Annotated in this window: 13 protein-coding genes; 4 read left to right on the top strand and 9 right to left on the bottom strand. The window is 44.2% G+C overall.

Annotation, left to right across the window (positions count from 1 at the left end):
• The first annotated feature begins 3 nt into the window (after positions 1-3).
• A complete protein-coding gene (locus JKP82_RS11680) occupies positions 4-1,299 on the top strand; it encodes a DUF445 domain-containing protein (protein WP_218397122.1) in 1,296 nt (431 codons plus the stop codon).
• An 87-nt stretch (positions 1,300-1,386) separates the two neighbouring features.
• Here the strand turns inward: JKP82_RS11680 and tmpT are convergent, their stop codons facing one another.
• The 8 genes from tmpT to JKP82_RS11640 form a co-directional block, all read right to left on the bottom strand.
• Positions 1,387-2,028 (bottom strand): thiopurine S-methyltransferase, encoded by a 642-nt coding sequence (tmpT, locus tag JKP82_RS11675; RefSeq protein ID WP_159531261.1) that lies wholly within the window; start codon positions 2,026-2,028, stop codon positions 1,387-1,389.
• Positions 2,029-2,179: 151 nt separating this feature from the next.
• Positions 2,180-2,536 (bottom strand): outer membrane protein assembly factor BamE, encoded by a 357-nt coding sequence (locus JKP82_RS11670; protein WP_057792766.1) that lies wholly within the window; start codon positions 2,534-2,536, stop codon positions 2,180-2,182.
• A 119-nt stretch (positions 2,537-2,655) separates the two neighbouring features.
• Positions 2,656-4,341: a DNA repair protein RecN gene (gene recN / locus JKP82_RS11665; protein ID WP_159531259.1), complete on the bottom strand. Its 1,686-nt coding sequence runs from the start codon at positions 4,339-4,341 to the stop codon at positions 2,656-2,658.
• Positions 4,342-4,437: 96 nt separating this feature from the next.
• Positions 4,438-5,313: an NAD(+) kinase gene (gene nadK / locus JKP82_RS11660; protein ID WP_013784764.1), complete on the bottom strand. Its 876-nt coding sequence runs from the start codon at positions 5,311-5,313 to the stop codon at positions 4,438-4,440.
• A 79-nt stretch (positions 5,314-5,392) separates the two neighbouring features.
• Complete coding sequence (locus tag JKP82_RS11655) at positions 5,393-6,160, bottom strand: 3-hydroxybutyrate dehydrogenase (protein WP_159531257.1); 768 nt, start codon at positions 6,158-6,160, stop codon at positions 5,393-5,395.
• Positions 6,153-7,211 (bottom strand): extracellular catalytic domain type 2 short-chain-length polyhydroxyalkanoate depolymerase, encoded by a 1,059-nt coding sequence (locus JKP82_RS11650; protein WP_218397121.1) that lies wholly within the window; start codon positions 7,209-7,211, stop codon positions 6,153-6,155. The genes JKP82_RS11655 and JKP82_RS11650 overlap by 8 nt, the downstream gene beginning before the upstream one ends.
• Positions 7,212-7,283: 72 nt before the next feature.
• Positions 7,284-8,621 carry an E22 family MetX-like putative esterase gene (locus tag JKP82_RS11645; RefSeq protein ID WP_218397120.1) on the bottom strand — a complete coding sequence of 446 codons (1,338 nt, stop codon included), beginning with the start codon at positions 8,619-8,621 and terminating at the stop codon, positions 7,284-7,286.
• Positions 8,622-8,633: 12 nt separating this feature from the next.
• Positions 8,634-9,929 (bottom strand): GntP family permease, encoded by a 1,296-nt coding sequence (locus JKP82_RS11640; RefSeq protein ID WP_218397144.1) that lies wholly within the window; start codon positions 9,927-9,929, stop codon positions 8,634-8,636.
• A 274-nt stretch (positions 9,930-10,203) separates the two neighbouring features.
• On the opposite strand from JKP82_RS11640, the gene JKP82_RS11635 reads away from it, so the two are divergent.
• Together JKP82_RS11635 and JKP82_RS11630 are read left to right on the top strand one after the other, a co-directional pair.
• Positions 10,204-12,498: a TonB-dependent receptor gene (locus JKP82_RS11635; protein WP_159531251.1), complete on the top strand. Its 2,295-nt coding sequence runs from the start codon at positions 10,204-10,206 to the stop codon at positions 12,496-12,498.
• A 207-nt stretch (positions 12,499-12,705) separates the two neighbouring features.
• Positions 12,706-13,344, top strand: coding sequence for a response regulator (locus JKP82_RS11630; RefSeq protein ID WP_159531249.1), 639 nt, complete (start codon positions 12,706-12,708; stop codon positions 13,342-13,344).
• Between the two features lie 118 nt (positions 13,345-13,462).
• On the opposite strand, the gene JKP82_RS11625 is transcribed toward JKP82_RS11630, so the two are convergent.
• Entirely contained in the window at positions 13,463-16,951 is a 3,489-nt protein-coding gene (locus JKP82_RS11625) for a hybrid sensor histidine kinase/response regulator (protein WP_159531247.1), read from the bottom strand.
• A gap of 239 nt (positions 16,952-17,190) precedes the next feature.
• On the opposite strand from JKP82_RS11625, the gene grpE reads away from it, so the two are divergent.
• Positions 17,191-17,811, top strand: a complete 621-nt coding sequence (gene grpE / locus JKP82_RS11620) for a nucleotide exchange factor GrpE (RefSeq protein WP_159531245.1) — start codon at positions 17,191-17,193, stop codon at positions 17,809-17,811.
• Positions 17,812-17,862: the final 51 nt, after the last annotated feature.

The following is a 17,862-nucleotide window of genomic DNA, read 5'->3' as shown; positions in this document are numbered from 1 at the left end:
TTTATGCACGACAAACATTCGCAGTTAAAGCGAGCGAAGCAAAATGCATTAATTTGCTTATTGATAGCCGCGGGTGTTTTCGTGATAGCCATTGTCACACAAGTGTATGTTCCCAGCTTGGCTAGTGCTAAATGGTTGGGGCTGATAAAAATGGCTAGTGAAGCTGCATTAGTCGGTGGGCTCGCCGACTGGTTTGCGGTAACAGCGCTTTTTAAACCGATACCTGCTGGGTATCCCATTCCTCATACCAATATTGTCGCGAGCAATAAAAGAGTGATAGCGCAAAACTTATCACTATTTGTTAAAGAAAAATTCTTTCATGCTAGTGCCATTGAAAGCTTAATTGCATCTAGTCAACCTGCCAAAGGGGCAGGGCGATGGTTGGAAGACCCTCAACATGCGAAAAAATTAAGCCGATTTTTATGTGATGCACTTGCCGGCATTCTTCGCCTAGTGGATGACAAACCAGTTAAAGCCTTTATCGGCAAAACAGCTGAAAAAGGAATTAATCAACTCGACTTACAACAGCTTATAGCCACTGTGTTGAGCAGTATTACCCGAGAGCGGCATCATCAGCTTGTATTAGATAAGCTGCTAGGGAATGTTGCTAAATTGATGGGTGAGCCTGAAACGCAAGAATATATTGCTGCCACACTCATAGATTGGCTTAAAACAGAGCATAACCGTTTAGAAAAACTACTTCCTTCAACCTGGTTGAGTGAGCGGGGAGCACTTATTGCGGTAAAAGCGGTTTCTCGCGTACTTGATGACGTGTACGCCGATGATAATCACCCTTTGAGACATGCGTTTGACGAGCAGGTAAATGACTTTTTACACGAAGTGCAAACCAGTGACTCGATGGCTCAACGTATCAACAATTATAAAGCGCAACTGGTTCATGATCCCGCCCTTAAAGCGTTTTTAAATAAAAGCTGGGTAGCGTTACATAGCCGAATGCTTGAATCGTTAACGGCTGAAAATGGTAAAGCAGAAACTAAAGTGATGCATTGGTTAAATGAATTAGGCCGTTCTTTAACCACCGATGAGCGCTTATCGAGCGCATTCGACCGGCATATTGGTGAAGCTGGAAAGTACATGGCACCAGAGTTGGCAGACTTTTTAACCAAGCATATTGAAGACACCATAAATAGTTGGGATGAAAATGAGATGGCTGAGCAAATTGAGCTAAATATTGGGCGCGATCTTCAAAAGGTACGAATTAACGGCACCTTGGTGGGAGGCTTAATTGGCGCATTGTTATTTGGTCTAGAGCAAGTTATCGCACTTACGTCGCAATAGAGAATGTTGGGTTATGCGATGTTTTAGACAATAATTGAAGAGGGAGCACGTTCTAAAGCCTGTGCTACTGCGCTTTAAACTTACTATTTATGCTTCAGGCTTTAGATTGAAGACTAGTGAGTCTGCCGCTACTTTACCCTTAAGGCCACCTTCCAGCGGTTCACGTTCAAGCAGAGTAATAGAATAACTAGCGTTGTATAGCCGAGCTACTTCTGTTTCGTCAACGCAAAATGGAGGGCCAGGAATGACGCTTTGGTCATAATCGAAGCTTATCAAAAGGATGGGGGCGCATTCGGTGATATCACAAATATGCGCTGCATATTTCTCGCGAAGCTCGGTAGGCAAAGCAACCAATGCAGCCCTGTCATAAATACCGGTTACGCCACCCAGTGTTTTGTTGGTTAGCTCAAAAATATCACCAACAAAAATACTTAGTGGTCCATTTTTAAAAAGCTTAAGGCTACCTACGGTTGTGATCTCTGGCTCAATATTCAGTTCGGTGAATAGCTGCGTAATTGCAATTTCACTTAATTCAGCACCTACCACTTCGCAGCCATTAGCAAGCAACCAATGAATATCCTTAGTTTTACCGCACAAGGGGACGAATACTCGCGGTGTGGTAGGAGATAATAAGGTATCAGCATATTTAACTAAAAGCGCATTGCCCTCAGGTTCATGGAAACCAATTTCATTTTTATGCCACTTACTGTGCCAAAAATCATGTTCCATCAATATATTCCTTAACGTGTGAGGGCTACAGACAAATCGAGGGGATAAACTTGTTTAAAGCAACTTGTGTAAACCTCTAACTAGCTAGGAGCAATCTGTTAATAAACAAACGCTCCTTCGCTATATATCTGTTGGTACTTACTGTTGCTATTTAACTGTCTAGCGGCGTATTAAAATCTTCAGACAGTTCAAAGTCACCTTCTACAGACGTTACTTTGCCGTCTTCAAATGTAATAACCATTTGCTTTTGGAAATCTTCACCGCGTTTTTTCATGCCGCGTTTCATATCGTAAACGTAGTACCAGGTATCATCATCGAAAGAATCTTGTACTACTGGGTTACCAAGTACGTAGATAACCTGTTCTTTAGTCATGCCGATGCGTAGTTTAGAAACATCTCGTTGATCGAGAAAGTTACCTTGAGGCACATCAATACGATAAATCCAGTTAGAACAAGCGCTTGATGTAAGGGTTAAACCTAAAATTATTAATAAATGTTGCAACTTCATGCGTAAATCAGTCCAGTATTGCTTTTTCTTCGTTACCCAACAGCATACAAGCGGGTGGGGTGCGTTAATGTAAGCACGAAGGCATGCTACATCGACAAGTATGACCAATCAACTGCATTTTAGTTCGATTGCGCGCTTTTCAACAACTCTTTTGCGTTAGCAAGGGCCGACTTGGTTACTTTGTCGCCAGCTAACAAGCGTGCTAATTCATCCACTCTATCTTGTTTCGTTAACGCCAACATTTGTGTTTCAGTACTTTCACCGTCGGTAAGCTTAGTTACAAAGAGTTGGTTATGCGCTTGAGCAGCAACCTGAGGTAAATGGGTAACGCACATGACTTGTACCTGTTTGCCTAAACGGCGAAGCAACCCACCCACAATCGACGCGGTAGGCCCGCTAATGCCCGTATCTACTTCATCAAAAATCATAGTAGGCGTCGCATGGTTATCGCTGGCAATAACTTGAATGGCTAAGCCAATTCTTGAAAGTTCACCACCAGATACGACTTTATCTAGTTTGTCAGCTGCTTGGCCGGGGTTAGTAGAAACTTTAATTTCTACCGAGTCTTGGCCTAAAGCTGATGGCTTTTTAAACTCATCGTAATTGACTTCAATGGCTACCTTAGCGTGAGGCATGTTCATTTGATGAATTTGTGTTTCAATTTCACTAGCCAAATAATTTGCAGCTTTTGATCTACATTCAGACAATACTTTCGTTTCACTTAGATATTGGGCTTTAAGTACATCTACTTCATCTTCTAGTGTGGTCAATAAAGACTCTTGATCGCCTAACGACGCAAATTCGCTGGCTAGGGATTGGTGGTGCGCAAACAATTCTTCAGGCATAACGCTGTGCTTACGGGCTAATTCCATCGCTTTAGCGTACCGAGCTTCTACCTGCTGTAAACGAAGAGGGTCTATTTCTAGGTCATCGCAATAGTGGCGCAATTCCCCAGCCGCTTCTTCAACCTGAATGGCCGCTTCATTTAACAACACAAGAATAGGGCTTAAACTGGCATCGTGAGATTCAAGTTCGCCCAAACGGTCTATGCTATTTTGTAATATAGACAGTGCGTTGCCTTCGTCACTTTCGTACAAGTGATAAAAACTAGTTTGTGCTTGCTCTAGCAAACTTTGCCCATTGCTTAAACGCTTATGTTCAGTTTCGAGCTCTGAAAACTCACCGTCTTCTAAGGCAAATTCGTCTAGCTCTCTAACTTGATAAGTAAGCAATTGCAATCTGTCTTCACGCTGCTGAGCTTGTGCTTGTAGCTCGCTAAGCATTTTTTGCTTTTCACGCCATAGGGCAAAGTGTTGTTTTACATTTGAAAGGCTGTCTTTATGGTTGCCCACAGTATCAACAAGCTGGCGTTGATAATCTTCTTTCAAAAGTTGAAGGTGAGTATTCTGACCATGTATAGCAAGCAAGTGTTGGCCTAAGCCTTTCAATTGCTGAAGTGACGCTGGAATACCGTTAATAAAGGCTTTGGAACGGCCTTCTTTCGATATAACTCTACGGATGAAACAGCTGTTTTCATCCTCGTCTGAGGTGAGTTCATGCTCATCGAGATAGCGCTTTGCATTCGCATTTGTGGCCAATGCAAAATGAGCAATAATTTCTGCTTTAGACGCGGTGCTTCTTACGGCGTTTGCATCAGCTCGCTCGCCTAAGCACAAGCTTAAAGCATCAATGGCAATAGACTTACCGGCACCGGTTTCCCCTGTGATGGCAGTAAGCCCTTTTTCAAGATTAACTGACAGTTGCTTAACCACTGCAAAGTTACTAATAGAAAGATGCGCTAACATAACTATACTCGATGTTCATACAGTATATGTAAATATATACAGTATTTTGCGCATGTAAAGAGGCGGGGTAAAATTAATTTACTTCTTTTGCTTTACTCAATAAAGCTTACTACCCCAGCCTAACTTTTTGCGTAACACATTGAAGTAGCTGTAACCCTTTGGATGCACTAAATAAAGTTTATCTTCACTTTTGTTGATGCGTATTTCATCGCCAGGAAGTACAGGAAGTACAATGTGGCTGTCGCAACTTATTTGCAGTGAGTCGCTGTTAACCTTCGATACTTTCATCGACACTTGGCTATCAGCGTCTACCACAATCGGTCTGCTGCTTAGTGTGTGGGGAAACATAGGCACGAGTGTAAGCGCATCAAGCTTAGGCATGATGATAGGTCCACCTGCCGACAGTGAGTAGGCGGTAGAGCCAGTAGGCGTCGCAACAATTAGCCCATCGGAGCGTTGGCTGAACACAAATTGGTCATCTATATAAATTTCAAATTCCATCATGTGCGCCACTTTTCCGTGGTGAAGCACCACTTCGTTCACAGCGGAATTGCTACTTTTTAGTTTTTCATGACGATATACGCCCACATCTAATAAAAAGCGTTTTTCAACTACGCATTCACCTTCAAAAATGAGATCAAGTTGCTGAACGATTTCATCGGGGTGAATATCGGTTAAAAAACCCAAGTTGCCTCGGTTTACGCCTACTACATGGATATCAAAGCGTGCCAATACTCTTGCTGCACCTAGCATACTGCCATCACCGCCTACTACTACGGCAAGGTCGGCTTCTTTACCAATGGTCACTAAGTTGCATGCTCGATGGTTATCACTTTCTAATTCTTTTGAGATGCTCTCTTCAACCAATAATTCACAGCCTTTTGCGGTGAGGTATTGGGCCAATAGATTTAAGCTGTCGTGCGTAGCAGCGTGTTGAGGTTTGCCAATTAAAGCAACGGTTTGATAGGGCATGTGGTGCTAATGTGTTTTCCTTACTGGTGTCAGGACATTAGCACAGATATTTTCCGAATGGAAAGCCTTAGCGTAACGTTTATCGGGCTGTCCAGCCGCCATCCAGTACCATGGTTTGGCCGGTAATATTGCGTGCACTATCCGACATTAAAAATGCCGCTGTGTCAGACAACTCATCTACGCTAATAAACTGCTTTTTAGGCATGGGCTCAAGCATTATTTTGTTGATTACTTCCTCTTCTGTAAGATTGTTTTCTTTGGCCTGAGAGGCAATCTGCTTTTCGACCAACGGTGTTTTTACATAAGCAGGGCATAGGGTGTTGATGGTAACATCACAGTCGCCGGTTTCAAGGGCGATAGTTTTAGCGAACCCCAGCAGGCCATGTTTCGCTGACACATAAGCCGATTTATAAGGGGATGCCACCAGTGAGTGAATTGAACCAATGTTGATTATTCGCCCAAAGTTTTGCTCGCGCATGTTAGGTAAAAACGCTTGGGTTAAAAGCGCGGGGCCAACCAGCATAATATTAATTAATTGCTGCCATTTTTCAGGTGGGAAATCTTCAATGCGTGAGACATGCTGAATACCGGCATTGTTAATCAACACATCTACTTTTTGCTCTTTGAGCAAGTCGGGTAAAGCGGCTACTTGCTGTGCATTGCAAACATCAACTTCAATAGCGCTGGCACTGCCGTTTTCTCGTATAATATCGTTCGCAGCACGCTGTGCGGCTTGTTCGTTAATATCGGCAATAATCACATGATGTCCCGCTTTTGACATTGCTTGTGCTATACCAAAGCCAATACCGCTTGCGCCACCAGTTATAAATACAGTTCGTTTAGTCATTATTTGCAGTTCCTGTATTCGTCGTTGGTTTATTGATAGCGCCTGTGTTAATGCCTTTAATCATATTGGCCACAGCAGAAATTTGCGCGCCTTTTCGATTTGCATAATGATCTGAAGTGTATCCCCACCAATCCCAGCAACCTTGGGGGTTTAATGGCATAAATAACGATTTTTTAGTTTGCGGGTACAACACAACGATATTGTTATCATCGGCCCATCGGTTGATACCTGTTTTGGTTACATAGCTATTGCCAACCACTTCGGCATATTGATTGCAGCCATGGAAACTAATATGTAGGCTGCACGAATCGCCCGCTGCACAATTTTCGGGTACAAAAACAAACCCTTTTTCCGCCAAGGTTTCGCCATCGCTGCCCGCAAGTTTTTGCTGAGAAATAGTGTAAACCTTGCCTGAAACCGAATCATCGGGTGCGGTTAAGTTGGGCAACAGGTGGTTCAACATATTACCCGCAGCGTCGTAATTACAGTTACCAATAAAAGGGCTTTCTGAAACGCTGCAATTACTGCCCTCATTCAAGGTAGGGAAGTGGTGTGCTGCGCTTTGGTCATTCACGTATACAATATTTTGAGTGTCTGTCCAACTTTGGTATTGGCGGTACAGTAAATCGCTGGCTTGCGCCGTTACACGCACGTCGTTTGTGCCGTGAAATAACCATACTTTGGCATCTTTAAGGCCCGTTAAAGGCGCAATGCTGCCTTCGTTTGTATAGTCTATGGCAACGCTTGAAAGTGCATCTAGATTAATTGGTGTATCTACCTTATTCACGCACTGGTTTAATGCAGTGGTGATATCATTTTGCGCACAATAATAAGGCCCCGCAGCAATGATGCCTGCGCCTTTTACCCAATCACTGTGTGCAATATGAAATTGCGTCGCCATATATCCGCCAGAAGAAAGGCCAGATACCGTAACTTGCTCTACATCAAGACTTAGCGGTGGTAGTCCATTGCCTGAACTAGCTGCGTTGGACAACGCTACGCCACTGTATAGCGCACAAAAGCTGGCCATTATTTTATAAGTTGTTTTCATATCAGGTTCCTACAGTTAAATGCTTAGTTTGCCGCTAAGCATTGCACTTATTTAAACGGTTCTTTTTAGTCTTTATAAAGCGCTGGAAAGAAACGCGGCAATCCGCTCGCCTTCGGCTTTTACATTCACTATGCCTTCAAGGTGTCCGAAGGGGCCATTCAGTGTTTCCAGTTCGCTGTTTTTTCCCAAGTGCTTGAGTTGATAGTCTGCCGATTCTGCTAAATAAGGCATGAGTAACAAGTCGGTGGATGCCGGCAAGAACAAGGTTTTGGCTTGAATGTGCTTAAGTCCTTCTTCTAAGTTATTCCCATGGCCTGCTACAAATAATTGGCAGGCGCGAACTAAATAAAGAAGATGATTTGCATCCATTTTATCAGCGCGCTGACGAGCACGGCTTTCCAACCATTTCACAATAGAGTGCTGAGCATTAATGTTCTCTAATGGCGCTTGCTCCACCGCTTGATAGCCTAGCGTTTTACCTTGCTGATTAAAATAAGTAGGGTACAAGGCATGTTGGGTGATCATCATCAAAGAAGCCACTAACCCTTCTGTTGGTTGGTTATGTCGAGCGTAACTACCTTGTTTCCAGTTAGTATCTAATCGAATAGGCGTTGCCCAGTGAGAGAGGGCGGCGGTTGTCCACGCATCGCTTTCACCCGTGCCAATAACCGATATCATTCTTGGCACCCAGTCGGGGTAAGCACTAGCCCAGTCGATAGCTTGCATCGACCCCATAGAAGGGCCAACCACAGCATGCAGTTTCTGAACGCCCAAGCTTTCAAGTAGCGCCTTTTGCACATTGACGAAGTCGCGGATTGTCACGACGGGGAATTCTAGCCCCCAAGGCTCACCGGTTTCTGGGTTGATAGTCGCTGGGCCGGTAGTAATAACGTGGTCATCATAGGCGTTTAAATTCACTAAACTGTCTACACTTATAACGTAATAGATATCGGTATCGATGGCTTTGCCAGAGCCAATTAATGCATCCCAGTAGCCTATGTTAGGGCTTGTCTTTTCCTCATTTTCTTCATATACACCCGCCGCATGGGATGTGCCCGAAAAATGGTGGGTAATAAGAATAACGTTACTTTTATCTGCATTTAATTGCCCATAGGCTTCCCAACCCACTTTCACGTTATTAATGGTTTTGCCACCAAATGTGGTGAAGCTTTCCATTGAGAACGTTTCTTTCTTCGTAATCAGCGTTGGTTGATTAGTTTCTATGCCATTTGCATCAAAATTGTTTTTATCTAAAGCGCTTGTATCAGCTGCACTCGGCCCATTAACTGTGTTAATAGACTTCGCTGATTCAGTTGATGCTGGATTAGCTACATTAGCACTACACGCTGTTGTAGTAATTATCGGCAACGCCAGCAAAGTACAATATAGAAAAGCTATTTTTAGTTTCATGGAAATCCTTGTCTAAAACACGCTAAATAGGCCTATGGCAAGGGCTAGCCCTATAACCGGTACGACTACGGTTAATGCTGCGACTGCACCGTAGGCTGCCTTATGAGTTTCATGGCATATGGCGCGAATTGTGGTGACAACATACCCGTTATGAGGCAGTGAATCTAGCGCACCTGAAGAGATAGAAACAATACGATGTAATTGTTCTGGCTGCACGCCTTGGTCGAGATAATGCGGTGCTAGCAACGGCAGCGCGATGGCTTGGCCTCCTGAAGCCGAGCCAGTTAATCCCGCTATTACGCTAATCGCTATTGCAGCGCCAATTAACTCGTTGCCAGGGATTTGCGTCATTAGGGTTACCGTTTGCTGAAATGCCTCGGTGTTTTTGGCTATAGAGCCAAACCCTACTACTGCCGCAGTATTACCAATAGCGACCAGTGCCCCCGTGGTGCCGGTATTTATCGCCGCTTGTAAATTGTGAAAGTGGGCGTGGTTTATAACAAGCAAAGTAAGTACGCCTCCCCCTAAGGCTACAATAAGCGCAAGTTGCGCTAGTGCTTCATGTAAAAAGAAGGAAATACATAGCACCACAAGCAATGGAATAATGCCTGTGAGCGGGTGAGGGTAGTCTCGTTCGCGTATTTCAGGGTCGGTAATACGCGCTTCAAACTCCTCGCCATTAGCTATCGCTTTGCGGATCATTTTCGCCAGCCACCAGTAACCAAGCACTGCCATGAAAATAGCAACTACTAAGCTTACTTCCCATGCAGCAAAGGGCGACGTGCCCAAGTACTTAATAGGGATCCAGTTTTGGATTTCTGGCGAACCAGCAGAGGTCATGGTAAAAGTGACAGAACCAAAGGCCATGGCTGCGGGAATAAAACGGCGCGGCAAGTTAGCGTCTTTAAATAAGCTTACTGCCATGGGGTACACCGAGAAGGCGACAACAAAAACGCTCACGCCCCCGTAAGTTAAAATAGCGCAAGCCAGCACCACTGCCAACACGGCCTGTTTGTAACCTATACGTTGTATTATCCAACGAGAGACCGAATCGGCAGCGCCACTGTCTTCCATGAATTTGCCAAATAAAGCACCAAGCAAAAACATAAAAAACCATGCGGCGATAAAGCCTGAAAACCCACCCATGTAGGTTTCTACAAAGTTTACATCACCAATAAAAACAGACATACCGTTGGTTAATGCCACCACCAGTGCACACAAAGGGGCTGCAATGAATAGATTCATTCCCCGAATGGTTAACACTATTAATAGCACTAGTCCGCCTACCAGACCAATCATACTTAACATCATTATTTTTCCTTAAAAATCTGTGACCGCAGATTCTCCATAACAGTTAAGTTTATGTTTATATAGCGCTTATGTAGCTTTTAGTCATAACTTTTTATATCAATAATTGATTGGTGAAGTTATGTCCTAGGGCTAAAGTGTGGCGGTAGTGGCGCTAAATTCCCATAGTACGATGGTACTACATACGACGAGGGTAAAATTACCTAGAGTAAAGTTCGACCGCAGGCATTACATCCGACAGTAACGATAATTTAGAATTAAAAAAGGACACACTATGTCACTCACTACACACATGCAGCGTTACCCTCGCTCTATCTGTGCAGCAGCTGTTGCGAGCGCACTGTTAATTTCACCCACTACGTTTGCTCAAGACGCAGATGCTGACGAAAAAGGCAAACTGGAACGTATTGAAGTTACCGCACGAAAAACCGTTGAATCGTTGCAGGAAACTCCTGTCGCTATTACCTCAATTGGTGCTATTGAGTTAGCCGAAAAGGGCATAAGCGTACTCACCGAAGTTCAACAGTTCTCGCCGAACACTACATTGCAAACCAGCCGTGGCACGAACTCTACGTTAACCGCGTTTATTCGTGGCTTAGGTCAGCAAGACCCGCTTTGGGGATACGAGCCTGGCGTAGGTATTTACGTTGATGATGTATACATTGCTCGCCCACAAGGTGCGGTACTCGATTTGTTAGATGTACAGCGCATTGAAGTACTACGCGGGCCGCAGGGTACGCTTTATGGCAAAAATACTATTGGTGGGGCAGTTAAATATGTCACCAAAGAAATGACAGGGGAAACCCAGTTAAATGTGCAAGCTACCCTTGGTAGTTATAGCCAGCGGGATCTTAAGGTCACTGGGCAAATTCCACTAATAGAAGATACGGTGTATTTGGGCGTAGGTTACGCTAATTTAAATCGCGACGGCTTTGGCGAATATTTAGTAAGTGCATTAGACGGCCAAGATAAAGAAAACTATAACAAAGATTTATGGGCTGCTCGTCTTACCTTAGAAGTACACGCTAGTGATGATTTGTTTTTCCGTTTCGGCTGGGATAAAACCGAAGATACCTCGAACGCAAAAGGTGGCTATCGTCTTATCCCCAGTATTCTAACCGACGCGCCCGTGCCTGATTCAAAGTTCGATTCGTACACCAGTTTGCCTACCTGGAATAAAGTAGAACTTGAAGGGTATAACTGGCTAGCCCGATATAATGTAAGCGATAATTTAGAACTTAAATATATAGGCTCACATCGCGAGAGTTACTCGCCTACAAATATTGATTTTGATAATACGGCATTGCCTATCTTTGATGTGCCCGCCGAGTATGACGATAGCAATGACACCCATGAATTACAGCTAAATTACATGGGAAATAGCTACTCGCTCGTATCTGGCTTATATCTTTATGATGGTGAGTCATGCGGAAACTTCGATGCGGTTTTAGGTGTGTTAGGTGTAGCGCTAGGCGCGCCAGGTTTAACACGTGAAGTAAGCGGCTGTAACAACTCAGAAAGTTGGGCTGCTTATGCGCAATTTAATTACGACATCAACGATAAGCTTTCTCTCTCACTCGGCGCCCGCTTCACTGATGAAGAAAAGTCGGCAACCGTAAATAACGGCTTAATCTTCGCCAACGTATACCCTTATACCGATTGGATTGATGGGTATGTTCGCCCTGATGGTGACTTAGTGCCTCAAGTGCTGGGTACTGACAGTGACGGTGATGGGGTATTTGAAGGACCTGCAGTGGAAAGCTGGTCACGCTTTACGCCGCGAGTTGGCGTGGAATACCAAATGAGCCGCGATACAATGTTTTTTGCGAGTTATTCGCAAGGCTTTAAATCGGGCACCTTTAATCCACGAGCTACGGTAAACGAGCCCGGGGTTGAACCCGAAGTAGTTGATAGCTACGAAGTGGGCATGAAAAGTGACTTAAACGAAGCATTGCGATTGAATGTAACCTTGTTTTCGTATGACCATTCAGACCGACAATACATTGGTATTGAAGGTGATTTAAGCGATCCAACTGCGCTAGATCAACGTTTGCGTAATGCTGCTGAAACGGCCGCAAAAGGCGCAGAAGTTGAAATGACGTGGGTAGCCTCGGATAACTTACAATTTGACGTGGCTTACGGGTATATCGACTTTGAAATTAAGAAAAACAATGCGATACCCCCTCTCATTGGTTTGGCTAGCACACCTGAAAATACATTGAACATTGGTGCTAATTATCTGCTTGAAACCGGCTTTGGCGATATTACGTTAAATGCCAACTACTACTATCGTGATGACTACTTGCTGTTTGAAACCAGCGATCTAATTGAACAAGATGCTTATGGCATGGTGAATTTAAGTGCGCGATGGGAAAGTGTAGAGGGCGACTGGTACGCAGGCCTTCATGTGAAAAACCTTACCGACGAAGAATATTTGGTGGGTGGATATGATTTTGTTACCCGAGACGAAGACGGTAATTTCGGGCCGGGTCTAGGTGGTGATACCACGTTAATTGGGTATTATGGCGACCCACGTACGGTTCACGTTACGCTAGGGTATCGTTTTTAATATTGACAACTAGTATAACGGTTAGCGTTATAGTTAACGACCAGACATAAGCCGGAATATCATGTTTCGGCTTTGTTATTTGCGGCTACGTTTATTAGGTTATCGTATTTTACACCCTATATAGGCGCCTTTTAATACTAGGTATTTGTAACTATCGTGTTATTATGTGATTAACATTATTGTTACAATTGTGCGGCAGATATTAAAATGAAAATACGCGTACTTATTGCAGACGACCACCCCTTATTTCGAGCGGCAATGTGTCAAGCTCTTGGCGATATTGTGGGCCCAAACATACTGCAAGCATCCACGCTGAATGAAACCCTAAGTCAGCTTGAAGCTAACCCAGATATCGACTTGGTATTTTTAGACGTGAAGATGCCGGGTAACGATGGCCTGATAGGGTTGTCTGAGGTGCGTGCACGATTCCCCGATGTGTTGGTGGTAATGGTGACGGCATTTGAAGAGGTAAACCTTATTCGCAAGGCACTTTCTTTAGGTGCGTGCGGTTTCATTCCTAAATCGGCATCCATTGAATGTATAGCTGAGGCGGTTGAACGTGTACTAGAGGGCGAGCAATGGCTTCCTGAGTCGGTAGTGAATCTTACTAAAGATAACATTGAAGTTGACGATTTTAGCGTTAAGCTAGCCATGCTCACGCCTCACCAATTAAAAGTGCTGCGGATGGTAGCGGATGGGCTGTTAAACAAGCAAATTGCCTATGAACTGGATATCTCCGAGTCTACCGTAAAGCAGCACGTTTCAGCAGTATTAAGAAAGTTGAAGGTTATTAATCGAACGAAAGCAGGTATTGCGTTTAAACATGCTATGGCTGTACACGAATAGGTCTAAGCTATTAATTAAACAAGCCGATTTTAACTAACGCATCAAACAAACTCACGCATTAATAAGCATAACCTGTTAATGAAGCATAACCATTTATATTGTTCATCTGCTCATTTGCCTAATCATTACGTTTCAATTCATTTTTAAGCAAGCGCTTAAGGGCTAAAGGTTTAACAGGCTTGGGTAAATAATAAAGCCCTAAGTCGCTAGCAGCATCCCTAATCCCCTCACTTCTGTTTGCAGTAATTAAAACCCCCGATACCTTGCGCCCCCAAATAGCTTGTAATTGAGAAACAGCTTGCGTACCGGTTTCACCTGCATCTAAATGATAATCAACAAGAAGCAAGTCCGGTGGTGTAGGACATGTTTGTATCGATTCATTGGTATTCTCGGCAACTAGCACTACTGCGCCCCAATCAGAAAGTAAAACCACCATGGCTTGGGCTATTTGTGCATCATTTTCTATCAGTAGTATTCGCCTGCCGGCCAAAAACGGCTTAATTGGCATCGAGTGGGTTGTCGCTGCGCTTAGCTTTATGTCGTCACTGGTTGAGTTTGATTGAGGCTCTGCCGTTTCGGCATGTGCAACGCCCGCGCTTTTCATGTCTAAGTGCCCGTTGCTAGCTGAAATTTCAGCGCAAGGTACAGACACACTAAATTTGCTGCCCTTGTTTACTGTGGATACCAGTGAAATAGGGTGGTGTAGCAACCGGCCTATGCGCTCTACGATAGTTAACCCTAATCCCAAACCTTGGGCGTTTTGTTTTTCGTCTAATTGATGGAATTCATTGAAAATTTCACTTTGCTGGTGGCTAGGAATACCAGCTCCTGTGTCGTAAACACAAATATCAACTAGCGGCGCATTTGATCCCGAATTTAACTGAAAGCCTGATGGCATGTACTTGCGCCTTACCCCAATCAGCACCTTGCCGGCAGCAGTATAGCGTATCGCATTCGATAATAAGTTTTGTACAATACGGCGTAACAAGTTTTTATCGGAATGAATAACGAGTAGGGTGGGTACATAACGCAAGGTTAAGCCTTTAGATGCTGCTATTACACTAAACTCTTGAACGAGTGGCGCTAACATATCATCAAGTGCAAAATCGCTTGTTTGTGGAGCCAGCTTGCCCGACTCCAACTTGGTCATATCTAGTAACATAGTTAGCAGGCTTTCTGCACTATTAAGTGAGCTTACCACCCCCTCTGAAAGTGTGGCTAATTCACCACCTTTGGTTTTTTGAGCCAGCATGGCGGCGAATAAGGTAGCGGCATTAAAGGGTTGCATGAGATCGTGCCCAGCTGCGGCTAAAAATTTAGTTTTACTTTCATTTGCCCTGTCGGCTTCAAGTTTTGCATGCTGCAGCTCTTCAGTGCGGGCAGCTACGCGGCCTTCTAAGTCAAATTTAGCGCGCTCAAGGGCTTCTTGAATGGCAATGTATTCTGTTATATCACTGTAGGTTGTTACATATCCGCCCCCTGGAAGTGGTGAGCCGTTTAGCTCAATCACTTTTCCGTCAGGTTGTTTTCGTACGTACTTATACCGGCTGCCTTCTTTCATATAAACAATACGTTTATTAATTTCTTCGTTGCTTAGCGTGGCGTTACCGAATAGTCCTCGTTTAGCGTTGTAAGAAAGAATACTTTCAATCGACATACCGGTTTTAAGGAAAGCCCGAGGGTAGTCGAACATTTCAATATAGCGCTCATTCCACGCTAATAACTGCAGCTTTTCATCTAATACGCTAATGCCTTGCTCAATATTTTGTACCGACGATTGCAGTACCTCATGATTAAACTGAAAAGATTGCGACGCTTCTTCTACCCAATCTACTAATTCAGGCAAGGTCTCGTTTTTAGTTTCGGTAATAGCGCCTAGCAATATGCGCGCACTTGGCGTACCCACTTGAGCGCTGAGCAATTTTTCTGTGCGCTGCAGAAGGGTATGGTTTGCGTAACCAGAATTGGCATCATTAGCATCGGAGATATTCACAGAAAGTTGATTTACTAAAGCTTGATGAACATTGGGGTCTAGCACGCGCTTCGTTAACGCCGTTAAATCTTTAATGCGAATAGCAAAAGCAGGTGATGCAAGCGTTTCGTGTTCAATGCCATGAAGCGGGCGTTTGAACGTAATATAAGAAACCACAATAAAGGTGACGCAGTTCGCTAATAGAGAATAAGCAAACCCTATTCCTAGCTCGGCATCAGAAGGTGGGCTATTAAAGTAATAGCTCGACATTATGCTGGGGTACAGCAAGTACATTACCCAAAAGCTAAAGCCGGCTAGCAACGCGCATACGGCGGCAGATTTGGTACTTCGTTGCCAATAAATACCGAACATAAGCACAGGAAAGCACTGGCCTAGTAAGGCAATCGCAATAATACCGCTTTTTACTAAGGGAGCTGATTGGCTAACATTTAAGTGATACCAAAGTGCCACTGACAACACCACCAATACGGTAAGGCGCCGGATAGTTAAAATTTTACTGGGTTGCATAGTGTGATTGGGTTCAGCGCGCAAACGTAGCTTCAGCCACAACGGAGTAACTAAGTTGTTGGCTATCATGATGCCAAGGGCAAGCGTTGCAACAATGACCATGCTGGTAGTAGCCGATAGGCCACCAATAAAAGCAATAATAGAAACAGACATATTTTCTGCATACAGAGGAAGGGCTAATACATACGCATCGGAATTGACGCTTTGCGGCAGTAACACTTTACCAGCCAATGCCAAGGGAATAAGAAACACCGTCATACCCAATAGGTACAGGGGAAATAGCCAGCGAGCGGTTCTTAATTCTCCTTCGCCGTTTAATTCAACGAAGTTCATGTGAAATTGGCGCGGTAATACAAACATAGAACACACACCTAAAAGTACGTGCGATAAATACACCCATGGTGCCCTGTCGGCATAAATAACACTGCGCGCCGCGTCGCTACTGGCGGCTTGTGTGACTAAATCAAGCACGCCATCAAACACGTAAAAACAAACAAATATGCCCACCACCCAAAGTGCAACAAGCTTCACCACCGATTCAAAGGCAATGCTAAGCAGCAAACCTGGGTGCTTGTCGGTAAGGTTGAGCGTGCGTGTACCAAATACAATGGCAAAAATAGCCATTAGCCCCGCCACATATAAACTTACGTTTTGCGTTGAATGCTGAGTATCGGGTGTAATGAGGTTGATGCTTTTTGTGATAGCGTCTAGCTGCAAGGCGATATAAGGAATTACACCAATAAAGCACAGCAAGGTGATTAACGCGGCAATAAGGTGAGAGTGTTGATATTTAAGGCCAATTAAATCGGCCAACGAGCTGATATTGTGTTGCTGACATAACCGGCTAATGTGCAGTACCACGGGAAAAGCAAACGCCATGGTAAGGATAATACCCATATAAGTAGGTATGACGGCCCAACCGTATTCAGCCGCTTGAGATGTGGTGCCAAAGAACGCCCACGATGTGCAGTGAACCCCTAATCCCAAGCTGTATAAAATAGGGTGCTGTTGATTATCGCGTAGCCGCTTATCGCCCCAAAAGGCAATGGCAAATAATGCGAGCAAATAAAGGGCAACTACCGTTCCAACGGTCCAAATACTGAGCATCAAAATTCCCTAATACAATACGTATTAAAGTTAACATGTTTTTTACAAGGTGTGGGTGTGCAGCTCGCATTTATTGATCTATTTAAAAAAACGCAAAAACAAACCATAAAAATAGTGTGGTTACCCTTGAAGGCGGTTAAAGCAGCCCCATAATTAATCCCAACATAGACATTGCCTATGATTGAGTACGAGTCATTCATGGGTTTATGCAGTATAGACATTAACGTTTGGAGGAAAGCATGAGCGATAACCGCGACGTGCAGGCAGAGCAAGAAGTTTCTGGCGTAGACGAAACCGTACAAAATGCTGAAGTGATACAAGAAGAGCAATCTTCACCAGAAGCTGAATCAGATGCAACGCAGCGCATCTATGAACTGGAAACAGCACTTTCAGAAGCACAGGCAACCATTAAAGAACAGCAAGATAGCGTATTACGTGCCCGTGCTGATGTGGAAAACGCCCGTCGCCGCGCTGAAATGGAAGTAGAAAAAGCACGTAAGTTCGCATTAGAGCGTTTTGCGGGTGAGCTTCTTCCTGTTGTTGATAACCTTGAGCGCGCTATCGAATTAACCGATGGCGAGAACGAAGCGGTTAAGCCGTTGCTTGAAGGTGTAGAAATGACGCATAAAAGTTTCTTAAGCACTATTGAGAAATTTGGATTGAGCCTTATTGATCCGCAGGGTGAAACCTTTAACCCTGACTTGCACCAAGCTATGTCTATGCAAGAAAGTGCAGACCACGCACCGAATACGGTAATGGCGGTTATGCAAAAAGGGTATCAAATTAATGGCCGTTTGTTGCGCCCAGCCATGGTTATGGTTTCGAGAGCGCCTAGCGGTGGTGTAGATACGCAAGCGTAAATACGTCTTGCGGCATAAATTACACAAAAATGTCAGTTTTTTTACTGACAA

It is taken from the genome of Alteromonas lipotrueae (assembly GCF_019249215.1).
Lineage (GTDB): Bacteria > Pseudomonadota > Gammaproteobacteria > Enterobacterales > Alteromonadaceae > Alteromonas > Alteromonas lipotrueae.
This window is presented reverse-complemented; position numbering and strand designations above follow the sequence as displayed.

What these genes read in the sequence shown, in the direction of transcription:
- JKP82_RS11680 (WP_218397122.1), top strand. Translation starts at nt 4, where the DNA reads ATGCACGACAAACATTCGCAGTTAAAGCGAGCGAAGCAAAATGCATTA.
- tmpT (WP_159531261.1), bottom strand. Translation starts at nt 2,028, where the DNA reads ATGGAACATGATTTTTGGCACAGTAAGTGGCATAAAAATGAAATTGGT.
- JKP82_RS11670 (WP_057792766.1), bottom strand. Translation starts at nt 2,536, where the DNA reads ATGAAGTTGCAACATTTATTAATAATTTTAGGTTTAACCCTTACATCA.
- recN (WP_159531259.1), bottom strand. Translation starts at nt 4,341, where the DNA reads ATGTTAGCGCATCTTTCTATTAGTAACTTTGCAGTGGTTAAGCAACTG.
- nadK (WP_013784764.1), bottom strand. Translation starts at nt 5,313, where the DNA reads ATGCCCTATCAAACCGTTGCTTTAATTGGCAAACCTCAACACGCTGCT.
- JKP82_RS11655 (WP_159531257.1), bottom strand. Translation starts at nt 6,160, where the DNA reads ATGACTAAACGAACTGTATTTATAACTGGTGGCGCAAGCGGTATTGGC.
- JKP82_RS11650 (WP_218397121.1), bottom strand. Translation starts at nt 7,211, where the DNA reads ATGAAAACAACTTATAAAATAATGGCCAGCTTTTGTGCGCTATACAGT.
- JKP82_RS11645 (WP_218397120.1), bottom strand. Translation starts at nt 8,621, where the DNA reads ATGAAACTAAAAATAGCTTTTCTATATTGTACTTTGCTGGCGTTGCCG.
- JKP82_RS11640 (WP_218397144.1), bottom strand. Translation starts at nt 9,929, where the DNA reads ATGTTAAGTATGATTGGTCTGGTAGGCGGACTAGTGCTATTAATAGTG.
- JKP82_RS11635 (WP_159531251.1), top strand. Translation starts at nt 10,204, where the DNA reads ATGTCACTCACTACACACATGCAGCGTTACCCTCGCTCTATCTGTGCA.
- JKP82_RS11630 (WP_159531249.1), top strand. Translation starts at nt 12,706, where the DNA reads ATGAAAATACGCGTACTTATTGCAGACGACCACCCCTTATTTCGAGCG.
- JKP82_RS11625 (WP_159531247.1), bottom strand. Translation starts at nt 16,951, where the DNA reads ATGCTCAGTATTTGGACCGTTGGAACGGTAGTTGCCCTTTATTTGCTC.
- grpE (WP_159531245.1), top strand. Translation starts at nt 17,191, where the DNA reads ATGAGCGATAACCGCGACGTGCAGGCAGAGCAAGAAGTTTCTGGCGTA.